General features: G+C 38.9%; 14 protein-coding genes and 1 pseudogene. 10 read left to right on the plus strand and 5 right to left on the minus strand.

Annotated elements, in window-relative coordinates:
* Positions 1 to 3: 3 nt before the first annotated feature.
* The 4 genes from ACH0AK_RS01740 to ACH0AK_RS01755 all read left to right on the plus strand — a co-directional run bounded on the left by ACH0AK_RS01740 (position 4) and on the right by ACH0AK_RS01755 (position 4,054).
* Positions 4 to 1,056 (plus strand): PTS sugar transporter subunit IIC, encoded by a 1,053-nt coding sequence (locus tag ACH0AK_RS01740; RefSeq protein WP_010736492.1) that lies wholly within the window; start codon positions 4 to 6, stop codon positions 1,054 to 1,056.
* A 138-nt stretch (positions 1,057 to 1,194) separates the two neighbouring features.
* Entirely contained in the window at positions 1,195 to 1,932 is a 738-nt protein-coding gene (truA, locus tag ACH0AK_RS01745) for a tRNA pseudouridine(38-40) synthase TruA (protein ID WP_023519006.1), read from the plus strand.
* Between the two features lie 98 nt (positions 1,933 to 2,030).
* Positions 2,031 to 2,849: a peptide-methionine (S)-S-oxide reductase MsrA gene (gene msrA, locus ACH0AK_RS01750; protein WP_023519007.1), complete on the plus strand. Its 819-nt coding sequence runs from the start codon at positions 2,031 to 2,033 to the stop codon at positions 2,847 to 2,849.
* Between the two features lie 209 nt (positions 2,850 to 3,058).
* Positions 3,059 to 4,054 (plus strand): aldo/keto reductase, encoded by a 996-nt coding sequence (locus ACH0AK_RS01755; protein WP_023519008.1) that lies wholly within the window; start codon positions 3,059 to 3,061, stop codon positions 4,052 to 4,054.
* A 509-nt stretch (positions 4,055 to 4,563) separates the two neighbouring features.
* Here ACH0AK_RS01755 and ACH0AK_RS01760 read toward each other — a convergent pair.
* Positions 4,564 to 4,815, minus strand: a complete 252-nt coding sequence (locus ACH0AK_RS01760; protein WP_080674302.1) for a S26 family signal peptidase — start codon at positions 4,813 to 4,815, stop codon at positions 4,564 to 4,566.
* 758 nt (positions 4,816 to 5,573) lie between these two features.
* Here ACH0AK_RS01760 and ACH0AK_RS01765 point away from each other — a divergent pair.
* The 4 genes from ACH0AK_RS01765 to ACH0AK_RS01780 all read left to right on the plus strand — a co-directional run bounded on the left by ACH0AK_RS01765 (position 5,574) and on the right by ACH0AK_RS01780 (position 8,046).
* On the plus strand, positions 5,574 to 5,894 hold the full coding sequence (locus ACH0AK_RS01765; RefSeq protein WP_010736487.1) for a PTS sugar transporter subunit IIB: 321 nt from the start codon (positions 5,574 to 5,576) through the stop codon (positions 5,892 to 5,894).
* A 23-nt stretch (positions 5,895 to 5,917) separates the two neighbouring features.
* The gene (locus tag ACH0AK_RS01770) at positions 5,918 to 6,235 is read left to right on the plus strand and encodes a PTS lactose/cellobiose transporter subunit IIA (protein WP_010736486.1); all 318 of its coding nucleotides are present in this window, start codon (positions 5,918 to 5,920) and stop codon (positions 6,233 to 6,235) included.
* 35 nt (positions 6,236 to 6,270) lie between these two features.
* A complete protein-coding gene (locus ACH0AK_RS01775) occupies positions 6,271 to 7,521 on the plus strand; it encodes a PTS sugar transporter subunit IIC (RefSeq protein WP_023519010.1) in 1,251 nt (416 codons plus the stop codon).
* Positions 7,522 to 7,644: 123 nt separating this feature from the next.
* A complete protein-coding gene (locus tag ACH0AK_RS01780; RefSeq protein WP_010736484.1) occupies positions 7,645 to 8,046 on the plus strand; it encodes an MmcQ/YjbR family DNA-binding protein in 402 nt (133 codons plus the stop codon).
* A 126-nt stretch (positions 8,047 to 8,172) separates the two neighbouring features.
* On the opposite strand, the pseudogene ACH0AK_RS01785 reads toward ACH0AK_RS01780, so the two are convergent.
* Positions 8,173 to 8,900: pseudogene (locus ACH0AK_RS01785) on the minus strand (class I SAM-dependent methyltransferase).
* Positions 8,901 to 9,102: 202 nt separating this feature from the next.
* Between ACH0AK_RS01785 and ACH0AK_RS01790 the strand changes: the two are divergent.
* Positions 9,103 to 9,561 carry a GNAT family N-acetyltransferase gene (locus ACH0AK_RS01790; RefSeq protein WP_175401355.1) on the plus strand — a complete coding sequence of 153 codons (459 nt, stop codon included), beginning with the start codon at positions 9,103 to 9,105 and terminating at the stop codon, positions 9,559 to 9,561.
* A gap of 21 nt (positions 9,562 to 9,582) precedes the next feature.
* Here ACH0AK_RS01790 and ACH0AK_RS01795 read toward each other — a convergent pair whose 3' ends face one another.
* Both ACH0AK_RS01795 and ACH0AK_RS01800 read right to left on the minus strand, forming a co-directional pair.
* Complete coding sequence (locus ACH0AK_RS01795) at positions 9,583 to 9,909, minus strand: YrhK family protein (RefSeq protein WP_010736481.1); 327 nt, start codon at positions 9,907 to 9,909, stop codon at positions 9,583 to 9,585.
* A 27-nt stretch (positions 9,910 to 9,936) separates the two neighbouring features.
* Positions 9,937 to 11,070, minus strand: a complete 1,134-nt coding sequence (locus ACH0AK_RS01800) for an alcohol dehydrogenase catalytic domain-containing protein (protein ID WP_062805808.1) — start codon at positions 11,068 to 11,070, stop codon at positions 9,937 to 9,939.
* Positions 11,071 to 11,318: 248 nt separating this feature from the next.
* On the opposite strand from ACH0AK_RS01800, the gene ACH0AK_RS01805 reads away from it, so the two are divergent.
* Positions 11,319 to 12,161: a hypothetical protein gene (locus ACH0AK_RS01805; RefSeq protein WP_023519015.1), complete on the plus strand. Its 843-nt coding sequence runs from the start codon at positions 11,319 to 11,321 to the stop codon at positions 12,159 to 12,161.
* Between the two features lie 94 nt (positions 12,162 to 12,255).
* On the opposite strand, the gene ACH0AK_RS01810 is transcribed toward ACH0AK_RS01805, so the two are convergent.
* Positions 12,256 to 13,950 (minus strand): oleate hydratase, encoded by a 1,695-nt coding sequence (locus ACH0AK_RS01810; RefSeq protein ID WP_062805806.1) that lies wholly within the window; start codon positions 13,948 to 13,950, stop codon positions 12,256 to 12,258.

The raw sequence follows: 13,950 nt of genomic DNA on the forward strand, positions 1-13,950 counted from the left end.
TAAATGGATACGACGAATAAATTAACGCCAAGAATTTTTTTGAACAAAGTATTAGCTGGAACAGCAACAGGGATCATCGTAGGACTGATTCCAAATGCTGTTTTAGGAGCTATTTTAAAGTATTTCAGTGAATATCCTGTTGCTGTGACGATCGCACAACTAGCTGTGATCTTCCAATTAGCGACACCGTTGATCATTGGTGGTTTAATCGGGTTACAATTTGGGTTTAATCCGATGCAAATGATGGTAGTAGCTGGTGCTGCATTTGTCGGCTCTGGTGTTGTCCGCTTTATGCCAGACCTTGGTGAAGCAGGAGTATATGTAGGGGCAGGTACAGGAGATATCATCAATACGATGATCACTGCAGCGATTGCTGTTGGTCTGATCCTATTGATCGGTGACCGCTTTGGCTCAGTCGCAATCGTATTGACACCAATCGTAGTCGGTGTGGGCGCAGGTCTTATTGGGTTTTATTTATTCCCTTATGTGACAGCGATCACCTCTGCAATTGGTGAAGGTATCAATAACTTTACGACATTGCAACCTATTTTGATGTCTATTTTGATCGGTTGTTCATTTGCCTTTTTGATCATTTCACCGATTTCAACAGTTGCGATTGGTTTAGCGATCCAATTGGATGGAGTTTCTGCAGGAGCTGCTGCTATGGGTGTTGCAGCCACAACATTTGTGTTGATCGTCAATTCTTGGCGTGTCAATAAATCAGGTGTCACGATCGCGATTGCGTTAGGTGCGATGAAGATGATGATGCCGAACTTATTCCGTAAACCGATCATCTTGCTTCCATGTTTAGTAAGTGCGGTTATCACAGCGATACCTGTCGCACTTTTCTCTGTATCAGGAACACCAGCTTCTGCGGGCTTTGGGATCGTAGGTTTAGTTGGCCCTCTTGCTTCATTAGATGCTGGACTAAATATCGTGATGGTGTTGATTTGTTGGTTCGTCGTACCAGTCGCGGCTGCTTTATTTACGCAATTGGTATTTGAAAAAGTCTTGAAACTTTACGACCGGGAAGAAGTCTTCAAATTCTTAGGTTGATCAAAATTATAAAAGAAAAAAACGCAAAACAGAGAAATCTCTGGATTGCGTTTTTTTTTTGAGAAGAAGATGGTGTTATCTGCTATACTGACACTAAATGAAAACAATGGATCATTTGATCCAATAGAAGGAGAATACATGAGAAATATAAAATTAACGATCGAATATGATGGAAAAAGATATTCTGGTTGGCAGCGACTTGGTAATGATGAAAAAACGATCCAAGGAAAAATCGAAGCGATCATTTCGCAAATGACCGGGGAAACGATTGAGATTATCGGTTCTGGCCGAACAGACGCTGGAACACACGCCAGAGGTCAAGTAGCTAATTTCAAAACAGCTAGTACAATGAGTCGAATGGAGATGCTGGATTTTCTTAATCGTTATTTGCCAAGAGATATTGTGGTAAAAAAAGTGGAAGAAGTACCTGAACGTTTTCATGCTAGATATAATGCAAAAGGGAAAAAATATAGTTACTACGTTTGGAATGCTCCAATTCCAACAGTGTTTGAAAGAAACCATAGTTTTGATTATCCGAAGGCACTTGATTTGGAGAAAATGGAAGAAGCTTGTCGGAAACTAGAAGGAAAACATGATTTTATTGGATTTTCAGCATTGAAAAAAACAAAAAAATCAACAGTACGTACAATTGAAAAATTATCGGTCCAACAAGAAGGTAATATGCTTCATTTTACATTTGTAGGGGATGGTTTTTTGTATAAAATGGTACGGATCTTAATGGGAACGATTTTAGATATTGGTTCAGGTAAAGCTGATTTATCTTTGATCGATACGATTTTTGAAACGAAAGTCAGACAGCAAGCAGGCGAGACAGTTCCCGCACATGCGCTTTTTCTAGATGAAGTGTATTATTAAGGGATGTTAAATGATTCAAAGAAAATAGGGGAAAAGCAATCTCAGCTTTTTCCTGTTTCCTTGGATCGGCAGTGGACACTTTGGGAGGGGGAGACCCGATGAAGAAAGAGGAAGAAATCACCACTCTCTACAATTTGATTTTAAACCCAAACACGCGAGACTGGGAGCGACAACAACTAATGACAGCGAAAGAAGAGTTAGCAACTTCTGTTTCTCTAAAAGAGGTACTTGAAAAGTTGGAAGTTTCTTTGCGACCATTGGCTTTACGACAAAATCTAACTCCAGATGTCATGGATTTCTATTTGCAAATGGTCGGCGATCCGTTAGGGGAAGCGCGGTATGATTTTTCTAAACACGAACTGACAGATCCGACAGTTCAAGAACGAGCAGTGTTTGCTGGCGGTTGTTTTTGGTGTATGGTAGAGCCTTTTGAGAAAAAAGCAGGAATTATTTCTGTGATGTCTGGATACACAGGCGGGCAGTTTGATTCCCCTAATTATGACCAAGTCAGTGGCGGCTATACCGGTCATGTGGAAGCAGTGGAGATCATATTTGATAAGCGATTGATCAGTTATCAAGAGCTAGTCGAGATTTACTGGCAAGTAACGGACCCGACGGATGAATTTGGACAATTCCAAGACCGCGGAGAACAATATCGTCCAATCATTTTTGTTCAAAATGAAGAGCAACAAAAAACTGCTGAAGCGTCGAAACGAGCATTAAGCGCATCAGGTCGCTACAGAAAACCGATAGTTACGGCTATTTTACCAGCGACAGCTTTTTGGCCGGCAGAAAATTACCATCAGCAATTTTATCGGAAGCAACCAAAACGTTACAAAAAAATAAAACAAACTCGTCGTCAATTAGCATTTTTGCAAAAAATGACTACCAATTGGGGAAAAAAAGCGAAGAACTAAAACAAGCAACATAATTTTGGTAGCGTTTTCTATTGAAGAGATATAAATTTGAAAGTAATCTATGGGGACTTGAAATAGAGATGGCTAAAAAATCTTGGTCAGTAGTCATCTGCTATCCTTGAAAATGAAAAACGGCATTCCAGAAGTAACTCTTTATTTTTTTGGAGTGGAAGACTTCTGTGATAATCATAAAATAAGGAGTGAATGAAATGTATGTAGCTGATAAAACGCGTTATGAAAACATGGAGTATCGTAAAAGCGGTCAATCTGGATTAAAACTGCCTTTACTTTCCTTAGGATTATGGCAAAATTTTGGGGAATATGATCCCATCAGTAATCAGCGGGAAATTTTAAAGGGGGCTTTTGATTTAGGCATCACCCATTTTGATCTAGCCAATAATTATGGTGGACCTGCTGGAGCAGCTGAAACAAACTTTGGACGACTTTTTAAAGAGGATCTCAAACCCTATCGAGATGAACTGATTATCTCTAGTAAAGCAGGCTATTATATGTGGGATGGGCCTTACGGCAATGGGGGGTCTCGTAAGTCGATCATTGCCAGTTGTGACCAGAGTTTGAAACGTATGGGTTTGGACTATGTGGATATTTTCTATCATCATCGTCCAGATCCTGAAACGCCTTTGGAAGAAACCGCAGAGGCATTGATGCAATTAGTTCGACAAGGAAAGGCCCTTTATATCGGTATCTCTAACTACAATGGGGCGGACACGCAGAAAATGGCGGAAATTTTACGCAAAAAAGATGCGCCCTTCGTGATCCATCAAATGCGTTACAATCTGTTCTCAAGAGAATTGCTTGAGACGGACTTAGCACCTGTCCTTGCTGAAAATGGACTAGGTGCAATCACGTTTAGTCCATTAGCACAAGGCTTGTTAACGAATCGCTACTTACATGGTATTCCTGAAGAATCACGTGCGCATCGAAAAGAAATCCCTTTTCTTTCAGAAGAACAGATTGCACCGACACTACGTAAAATTACACAGTTACAGGAAGTGGCGGAAGCGAGAGGACAAACATTGGCTCAGATGGCATTGGCGTGGAATGTGCGACAACCATCAGTGACAAGTGTTTTAGTCGGTGCTAGCCGTTTGAGTCAGTTGCAGGAAAGTGTCAAAATGAAAGATAATCTCGTCTTTGCACCAGAAGAACTAGCAACGATCGAAACGATTTTGGCAGAAAATTAACGTGTGAGAAAATCACGTTGAAGTGGATACAACAAAAGCAAGCGTGTCTGGGGGATTAGTCCTCATGCATATTCTAAAACCGAATAAACGGCAGGGACAGAAGTAACCTCTTCGGAAATAAGGCGCCAGCCACGAAAATTTGTAGAACAATTTTCGTGGCTGGCGCCTTATTTATCGAGGCTGAATACTTCTGTTCCGACCTCCTCTTGCTTATGCTATCATATCTTGTGTTTGAGAGGTGATGTAGAGACAGACGGCGTAGCTTGTTTTTCTTCATTTTTACTTGGTACAATAGCTTACCTTCTTGTTCTTCTAAAGTGAAGGTTTTATCGTCTTGCTTTTTTGTTCCTTTTCTATTTGTTTCAAATTCGTTTCCGACGCAGCAGAAAGAGCCTTAACATACAAAATACGTCTATCCTCTCCGGTTTGTATTAAAGATTCGGGGGACGAGTAGCTATCGGTTCCTGTTTTGTTTTCTGACACTATGGCTGTTTCTAGCGTTAGCTCACTTATTTTTTTTGTGAATGGTTCATTTGCGCAACTACTTCTGGACTCAGCCAAAAAATCTCTGTAGGAGAATGTGGCTCGTTTCCCAAATGCAAGGTCAGTTCATTGTTATGTACTTTTATAGAATCTCCTGGGATTCCGATGATTCTTTTAATGATTTCATCCGTAGAGGATCGCTGAATAGCGATGATGATATAACGTGTGAGTGCCGAAAACTTGTCTACGATCACAATATTGCCGTTGGCTAAATTGATGTTCTAGTAACTTGACGAAAGTGATAGCGATGAAGTGAATAAGTAAAAACGACACATAAAAGCAGCCATATTAAGATATATGGCCCTTTCTTTTTTTGAAGTTGACCATTTCCCAGGTATACAAGAAAACAATCCCCTTTTTTTACTTGAATGGTCCTGTTAGTTATTCCAAACGATTTTTTGGTTCTTTGACCTGTTCAACAAACTCGAGAATGGTCTGATGGGCATTTATTCGCGCATTTTCTAGTTCAAATAGTATGTAGACGCAAAAGGTCAATGCAATAGTTAGCAAACTGTTGATGATCAAAAGTTAAAAAAATGGTTTTTTCAATAATTTCAGTTTATAAATACTGATTTTTTAGATAAAATCGTATGGGCTTACAAACGACAAAAATTTGAAGTCTTGGCAAAAAAACGTGTTACTTCTATAGAAGTGTTACAAGAATTGAAATTTATGAGAAGAATCGATGCGATTGAATCAAAAAATCAATCAACGAAGTAACTACTTGTTGATTAATTCTAGCAAGCAATCATTGAAATCTACCAAGTGAGGAGCAGACTTACTTTTTACTTGGTAGTTTCTGGTGTTCCATTCTTTTTTTTGCACACTAAAAATAGTGTGCGATAGAAAAATTAGAGTGTGTTTGATAAAAAACAACATGAAAACCCTTTTATATCAAAGTGGTAAAGCGATTTCAAAGTTGGCACGATACTTGCATTATATAAAAATGTAAGAAGAAGAAAAGGAAGTGTTCAAAATGGAGAAAAGAACAATCATGCTTGTCTGCTCTGCAGGAATGAGTACAAGTTTATTAGTGACAAAAATGCAAAAAGCAGCAGAAGAAAAAGGTGTAGAAGCGGACATCTTTGCAGTTTCAGCATCAGAAGCTGATAGCCAACTAGAATCAAAAAATGTAGACGTTTTATTATTAGGGCCACAAGTACGTTTCATGCAAAGTCAATTTGCTGAAAAACTAGCACCAAAAGGGATTCCGTTAGATGTTATCAACATGCAAGACTATGGCATGATGAACGGGGCAAAAGTATTGGAACAAGCAGAATCATTGATCAATAAATAAAAACAAGAAAAAGAGGAAAGAAAATGGAAGATCAAAAAAATTTAGAAGCGATCATGGGTTTGATCATGTTCGGTGGCAACGCAAAAAGCGATGCAATGGAAGCGATTGCTGCTGCGAAAAAAGGTGACTTTGAATTAGCAGATGCAAAAATCAAAGATGCAGAAGAATCATTGGTTCAAGCGCATCATTCGCAAACAGGGTTATTAACACAAGAAGCACAAGGGGAACACATGGAAGTTACTTTGTTAACCGTTCATAGTCAAGATCATTTGATGACATCGATCGCGTTTACAGATTTAGCAAAAGAAATCATTGATCTATACCGTCGTATAGATGCTTAAATAAAAGTTTTTTAAAGGAGAAAAGAGGAAAAGATATGGATAGCTTTGTAGCATTTATGGAGAAACACTTTATACCAGTCGCATCAAAAATCGGTGCACAACGCCATTTAGTGGCCATTCGTGACGCTTTTATGGTCAGTATGCCATTAATGATCTTAGGCGCTTTAGCTGTAATGATCAATAACTTACCGATCCCTGGATTCCAAGAATTGATGAATTCGATTTTTGGTGGTGAAGCATGGAAAGGATTCGGTGCGGCTGCTTGGAACGGAACGTTTGCGATTCTTTCTGTTTTGATTGCGTTCTTATTAGCTTATCATTTAGCAAACGGTTACCGTAAAGATGGCGTATCTGCTGGAGTGATTTCATTAGGTTCATTCTTCGCACTAGGCGGCGCTTTAGGTATGAGTTCAAACGGATTATTTATTGCAATTATTGTCGGAATTATTTCAACAGAGATTTTTGTTCGTTTAAGTGGAAATGAAAAATTGATCATAAAAATGCCAGACGGAGTGCCACCAGCAGTAGCAAAAGCATTTGCGTCATTATTACCAGCAATGATCACGATCTCATTTTTCGCACTAATCGCTGCGATTTTTGCAGCATTCGGTGTTGCTGATATTGTTGGCGCATTCTACACGGTGGTTCAAGAACCATTTATGGGGCTTGCTAACTCTTACCCATCTGCATTATTGCTTGCATTTATTACACCGTTCCTTTGGTTCTTCGGATTACATGGAGCAAACATGGTCGATCCATTGATGCAAACCATCAATGCGCCAGCAATCCAAGCAAACGTCGAAGCGATTGCCAACGGTCAAAGTGCACCATTTATCGTCAATAAACCTTTTTTTGACAGCTTTGTCAATTTAGGTGGTACAGGTGCGACACTAGGATTACTGATTGCGATCTATTTAGTAGGACGTAGAAACAAACCTTATATGGTCGTAACGAACTTATCGATTGCACCAGGAGTATTCAATATCAACGAACCAACAATGTTTGGTCTACCAATCGTTTTGAATCCAGTGATGTTTATTCCATTTATTTTAACACCAATGGTTTTAGTAACTGTTGCGTACTTTGCGACATCAACAGGACTTGTACCAGCAGCGACAGTAATGCCACCATGGGTAACACCACCAGTGATCGGCGGATTTTTAGCAACAAACAGTCTTTCAGGCGCAGTGTTATCTGCGGTCAACTTACTGATTTCAATTCTGATCTATCTACCATTCGTTAAAGTAGCAACGATCCAAGAAATGAAAAAAGAATTGAACGCGTAAAAATAAAAAACGGAGAGCAAGTGATTGCTTTCCGTTTTTTGTGTTATTACTGTTATCATTGCTATTTTTCAGAAAGCAACGTATAGTTTTTGTAAGTATTTTTTTTGAATAGGAGGATAGCATATGAATACAACAGATATTCAAAAAAGGATCGAACGATTCCAAGTATATGGGAACACCCTTCCAGGAGCTAGGGTATATTTTCGCGAAGATTGGAAAACGCTTTATTTTGATTTAGATGGTAAACAGTTTGGGATGATGAGTCCAGAAGCGAATGAAAAAGCATTGATCACGTTAAAACATTTCCCAGAAAAAAACGAGGAATTACGAACGATGTACCCTGAGATCATTATACCTGGTTACTATGCCAATAAGAAACATTGGAATTCGATCATGTTAGGCAAAGATGAATTGTCAGACGAGGAAATCGAGAAAATGATTTTGATTTCTTATGAATTGGTACTAGCTAAATTCGCTAAAAAGAAACAAGAAGAAATCAAAAACTCAGTGATAGAAAGTGATTGAAAGCTTGAAGGGCATAAATCATTTTCTAGTCGATGAAAAAGGTCTGGAAATAGGGACACCCTATTTCCAGACGCTCAATAAAATTTGTGCAGATGGACTAAGAATGTTTGGATCGATGATTCGCCGCTACATTTTTGTCACAGAAATAATCAACATCATCGGACGTCTTAATTCGTCTTTCATACCAGGCATATCTAACATATGTGACGGTGGTATTGGTTCAAGCACATGGTTGATTTGAAAGCCATTAGACAATAATGTCTCAAGATAAGTTGTAATCGTTCGATGATATTTTTTTACAGAAGATCCTAGGAAGTTTGTGTCACGCTCCCTTTCGTCAAAATAATGATTAACTGGAAAGTGCATGATCTGACCGTTGTCTGTATAAATCCAGTCTTGCCGACCATCTGCTGTAAAAATAGGGTGTTCAACTGAAAAAAGAAATTGACCATTTGGTTTTAGAAAGTGATGGACATGCTGGACGAGTTGTTCCCAATTTTCTACATAATGGATAGCTAAAGAACTGAACACGAAATCAAATGAGTCTTTGGCAAACCGGATCGTTGAAATATCGTCTTGCATATAACTGATCGTGGTATCGTTTGTTCGAGCTCTAGCTTCTTCTAGCATCTTCTCAGACAAGTCGACACCAATGTTTTTTTTGCCCCTTGCGAAGCAGCGTAACGACAGTGCCACCCATAGCCACATCCAAGATCAAGGACTGTTTGTCCATGGAGGTTGGGGAAGATAGTTGCAAGCGTGGGCCATTCTCCAGCACCTTGTAAGCCATTTTTGCTACGAGGCATTTCTTTGTATTGGTCAAAAAATTGTTGATCATCGTAAATATTTGTCATGTTTGATTCCTCCATGTAATTTTTTTATTTGCTTAAACTACATGGAGTCCGTCTCTTTTGTGTGCAATCATCTCGCTCACTCCTTTGACATCTATTCTAGCTTAGGTCGGAAGAAGAAGCAAAAATTCAAACATAGATAAACATGCTTAGGCATCTGTTTTACACGACGCATGAATAATGAATGGAGGTTTAAAAGTTGAATATGTATCAATGGATCAAATTAAATGAACACCCAGAATTACTGGAAGAAACCGCAAGTTGGTTTTCCTCAAAGTGGGGCATTCCTGCTGAGGTTTATGCGGAAAGTATACGTACTGGAATCATCGAGAAGGAAAGTATTCCTCAATGGTATGTCATTCTCGATGAAAAAGGTGCAATCGTTGGAGGAGCAGGTGTCATCGAAAATGACTTCCACGACCGCCCAGATTTAGCACCTAATCTGTGTACTTTATATGTTGAACCGGAGCATCGGAATCAGGGATTAGCAAAATGGATATTAGAACAAACCAGAGAAGAGATGCATCGATTAGGATTCAAAAAACTTTATTTGATGACAGACCACACTTCTTTTTATGAACGATATGATTGTTCATTTTTAACTATGGTCAAGGAAGAAGGTGGAACAACTGCCCGGTTGTATCAAATCACTACAACAACATAAAGAGAAGCATGAGATGTTGAATCAAATCTCATGCTTCTCTTTTTTCGCTTGTTCTCTTCGTTGTTTCTTTTCATCGTAAATAAAGACATTTCGCACGATACGTAAGATGGGGCGAGTGGTCAAGAAGATGGCGCCTGCTAAATACAAGTAATTACTGTAATAATCAGGGATTTTCGTGAGTAAAGCAATACTCCCTAAGACATAAAAAATCCCTGTGAGTAAATCAACCGCTAAAGAAATCAATGTGTAACGATTTTGGAAATACAAGCGAAAACGCCGTCCGCGGATCTCAATATCTTCTTCTTTGCCAATCTCGACATCATGGGTATTTCGTTTGATTCTTGGCATATAAAATCACCTAACTAGTTTTTATTTCTACGGTTTCAAGACAACTTTGATATTTTTATCTTCTTTTTTATCAAAAATCTCGTATGCTCGAGCCGCTTCTTCTAACGGCATCGAATGAGTGATGATTTGAGTTGGATCAAACAGTCCTTCTGCAATCATGTCATAAATTTTTGGCATCAAATGGACAACTGGTGCTTGCCCATGTTTGACGTCAATATTGCGCATAAAGAATTCTTGAAGTGGATAGGAAGAAGCAGGTGTCATATAAACACCAGTGATTTGCACTGTACCAAATTTTTTGACCGCTTTAGCAGCCATTTGGATAGGTGAGATCGTTCCACTTTGTAAGCTAACTAAATTTTTAGCTTTTTCTTTTGTTGGCTCTAAACCATCCATTCCGACACAATCAATGATGACATCTGCACCGCCACGAGCTAACTCATATAAATCATCTCCGGCTTGGTTCACATCGTCTAATAGATAGGTTTCGATTTGATTATAGCGGACTGCTTTGTCTAATCGGTGTTTGACTGGATCGACCGCAATGACACGTTTTGCTCCTGCCATCACAGCAAATTTTTGTGCAAATAAACCAACAGGACCTGAACCTAAGACGACGACTGTATCATCTTTTTTAACCCCTGCATTTGCAACGCTCCAATAAGCGGTGGGTAAAATATCAGATAAAAATAAAACTTTTTCATCAGGTAAATCATTATCTGGAACGATAAATGACGTAGAGTCGGCGAAAGGTACCCGAAGATACTCTGCTTGCCCACCCCAGTGATTTCCGTTCAATTTACCAAAACCGAATAATCCGCCGTATAATTCTTCCTGATTGGAATTATCACACTGACTTTCCATATGGTTTGTACAAAAATGGCAATGACCACAACTAATATTAAAAGGAATAACTACACGTTGTCCTTTTTTTAACTTTTTCACTTCAGAACCAACTTCTTCAACAATCCCCATAGGTTCATGTCCAACGACATAGCCTTTTTCCATAACGGATTCCCCATGGTGATAAAGATGGAGATCAGATCCACAAATCGCTGTCGCAGTGATACGGATGATTGCATCGGTTGGTGCTAAAATTTTTGGATCATCAACATTTCTAATTTCCATTTTTTGCTTTCCTTGCCAAGTGACTGCTTTCATCGTAGTGCTCCTCTCCTGTTTTCGTTAATAAAACTAACGATAGTTATTTATAAACTCATTCTAAGGGAATGTTACTTTTTTTCACAATGAAACGCGCTTTTAGTTTTAGTTTAAAACAATAAAATAACTTTTGACGAAAAAAGGAAGTTGTAGTTTTATTGACTGAAAGTTATAATTATAGTAGTTGATTTTCAACAAAATAAAACGTAAAAGAACAATTTTTTGTGCTGACCTAGGAAAGGAGAGAAATGAGAAATAGTCGATTAATCAAAATAATTATAGGAGTTGTGTGTACAGTCTGGCTCTTTTTTTTGTCGATTGGCGGACTTTTTTATACGTCTTTAGCAAATGAAGGATTTATGAATGAACAAATCAAACAAGCAAACTACATACAAAAGGTAACGAAAGAGATCAATGGTCGTGTCCAGAGCTATCACCAAGAAGCAAGAGTCACTCCAGAGGTGCTTGCCGACAGTATATCTGAGGAATTAGTCAAAAATAATATCGAGCATTTTGTCAAAGAAACTTATCGTGACAAGCAACCAAGCTTGATCCAAGAAACGGAGCTGGAAGAACATATCAAAGAGACGATCCATACATATAAAACAGAACATGAGATCAATATTGAAGAAGGGATTGCGGGAGAAGAACTCGCTTTACATATGATCGGCGGGATCTTTGAACGAAGTGTCCAACCAAGTTATCTGCATCTTTTTATTCGAGGAATCAATGACCTGAGCCACCAGGTACTTCACTATGCTTGGGGCATTGTGAGTGTGAGCTTATTGATCTTAGCAGGGTTCATTTATTTCAATCCAGGCTCTATCCGTTCGCGTATCAAAAAATTTGCGTGTAGTCTGATGGGCGCTGGACTGATAAGTCTAGCATTTGCCGCAACTTTATACTATGCGCAGATTTTGCAGACGGAGGAGCAAATGGAGTCACTTCAAGGCTTGATGCGAATATATCTCACTAACTTTACCCTGATTGTTTTATTGATCGGAGGAAGTGAGATTGTTGTGGGCGGCTTCGCATGGCTCCTTGCAAAAAGAGAAAACAAAAAAAGAACTGTCGGACAAAATCAAAAATAGCGAAAAAACAAAAGTCTTCCTCCTATTTCCATAGGTGGAGGACTTTTGTTTTAGGACTGAAGTAGCACAGGAAAGTGAATTCCTTTAGTGAACCTCAATCAAACATTTTTTTCGCTGCACGCATCAACGTAGGGATATCTTTGTCATAACGTGGTGTTTTCACCAAACGTGACATTGGAATACCTGCAAAATGGAATGCCGCAATTTCTCCTGAACGAACAGCACTTTGTTCGGTAAAGATCATTTGATAAGGCTGTTCAACGAACTCACCAGTAAAGGCAAGGTTTGTTGAATGTTTAGGAATGACTTTTGGTCGATCACTTTTCGCACGATTGTTAAATAAGGCAGAAGCATATGGCATGTAAACTGGAATATTATTGATGACACTATCGTAGATTTCGGTTTCTTTTTCGCGAATGTTTACTGGACCAGGATCAACTTTTGAAAGCTGACCAAGTAATTCTTCTAACATTTCTTTTCCGTTCATTTTAATATACTCTTTGTCGACAAATTCACCACGACGTCTTGGATACAAGAAGTAGCCCCAAATCACTGTTTCATTCGGTTTTTGTGAAGTGAAATGCGGTTGGTGATGCACGACGATAGACATATTGACATCTTTTTGACCAAGTGGGGTAATCGGTGTTGTTGAAATAAATGAATTCAACGCATTACCTGGTTCTTGTGTCGTGATACGTGTGATCTCATTTAGCAACACATGATTTTTCGTTGTCAACGTAAAGCTGACCCATTCACTTGCATCACGATCTGCGAAAAATTTATCTGGATTGCCTAAATTGTAGAATTTTTCACTGGCTTTTTTCCACAAACTCGAAGCAGCACCGTAATCCATATTTTCCTCTGCGGGTGTTTCGTAGTCGCCAAGTGTTGCCGAATCAGTGATCGAACCATTTGTAAATAATACGCCAGTATCTCCATCAACAACGACATGTTCTTCTTCTTGTGTTTTTGTATTGATCATCTTCAAGCCAGTCACAGTGATTTCATCTTGCATCGCTGTTTCTTTGAATTCCCAGTCAACGACACGACGATTCAAAATGATTTTACAACCTTGTTCTTTCAAATAATTGATCAGTGGCAACATAATACTTTCGTATTGATTATAGCGTGTTCGATTGACCCCAACTAAATGCTCGATTTGAGTAAACTCATAAATCATTTGGTGCATATAGCGACGTAATTCTTGTGCAGAACTACGTGTTCGAAAAGCAAAAGTCGTTTCCCACATAAACCAGAAGTTTGTTTCAAAGAAATGGGGATCATCTTTGAAATACTCAGCAATCGTCACATTATCTAATTTTTCTTCTTCTGAATCAGGCATGGCGATTAGTTTCGTTAATAATACGCGATCTTTATTATTGAAGCCTAATTTACCGCCATCAACGATTCCCTTGCCACCTTCCAATAAGCGAGCTTTATCAAATGTCGGATGTTTGGCATCGAAATCTCGTGTATCTTCTTCGGCTGTCATGCCCGGTTCTGTGGCAGAAGGGATACGACTGAGTAGATCCATCAAATCGACATACGTACGGTAATTCAGCATACGTCCACCACGTGCAACGTAGCCTTTTTGATTTTCTAATGGGTGATTTTTGTTCCAATATTCATCAGTCACTGTGTCCACAGGAGCGCCATCATTTGATCCATGGTCATCTAAGGAGTAGAAAGTGATTTGATCTCCACGCCATTTGCCTTCTTGGATCAAATAAACAGCAGCTGCCATATTCGCGATTCCTGCACCAATCATAATTGCTTTCTTTTTTTGCAT

The organism is Enterococcus pernyi, from assembly GCF_045371165.1.
Classification (GTDB): Bacteria; Bacillota; Bacilli; order Lactobacillales; family Enterococcaceae; genus Enterococcus_B; species Enterococcus_B pernyi.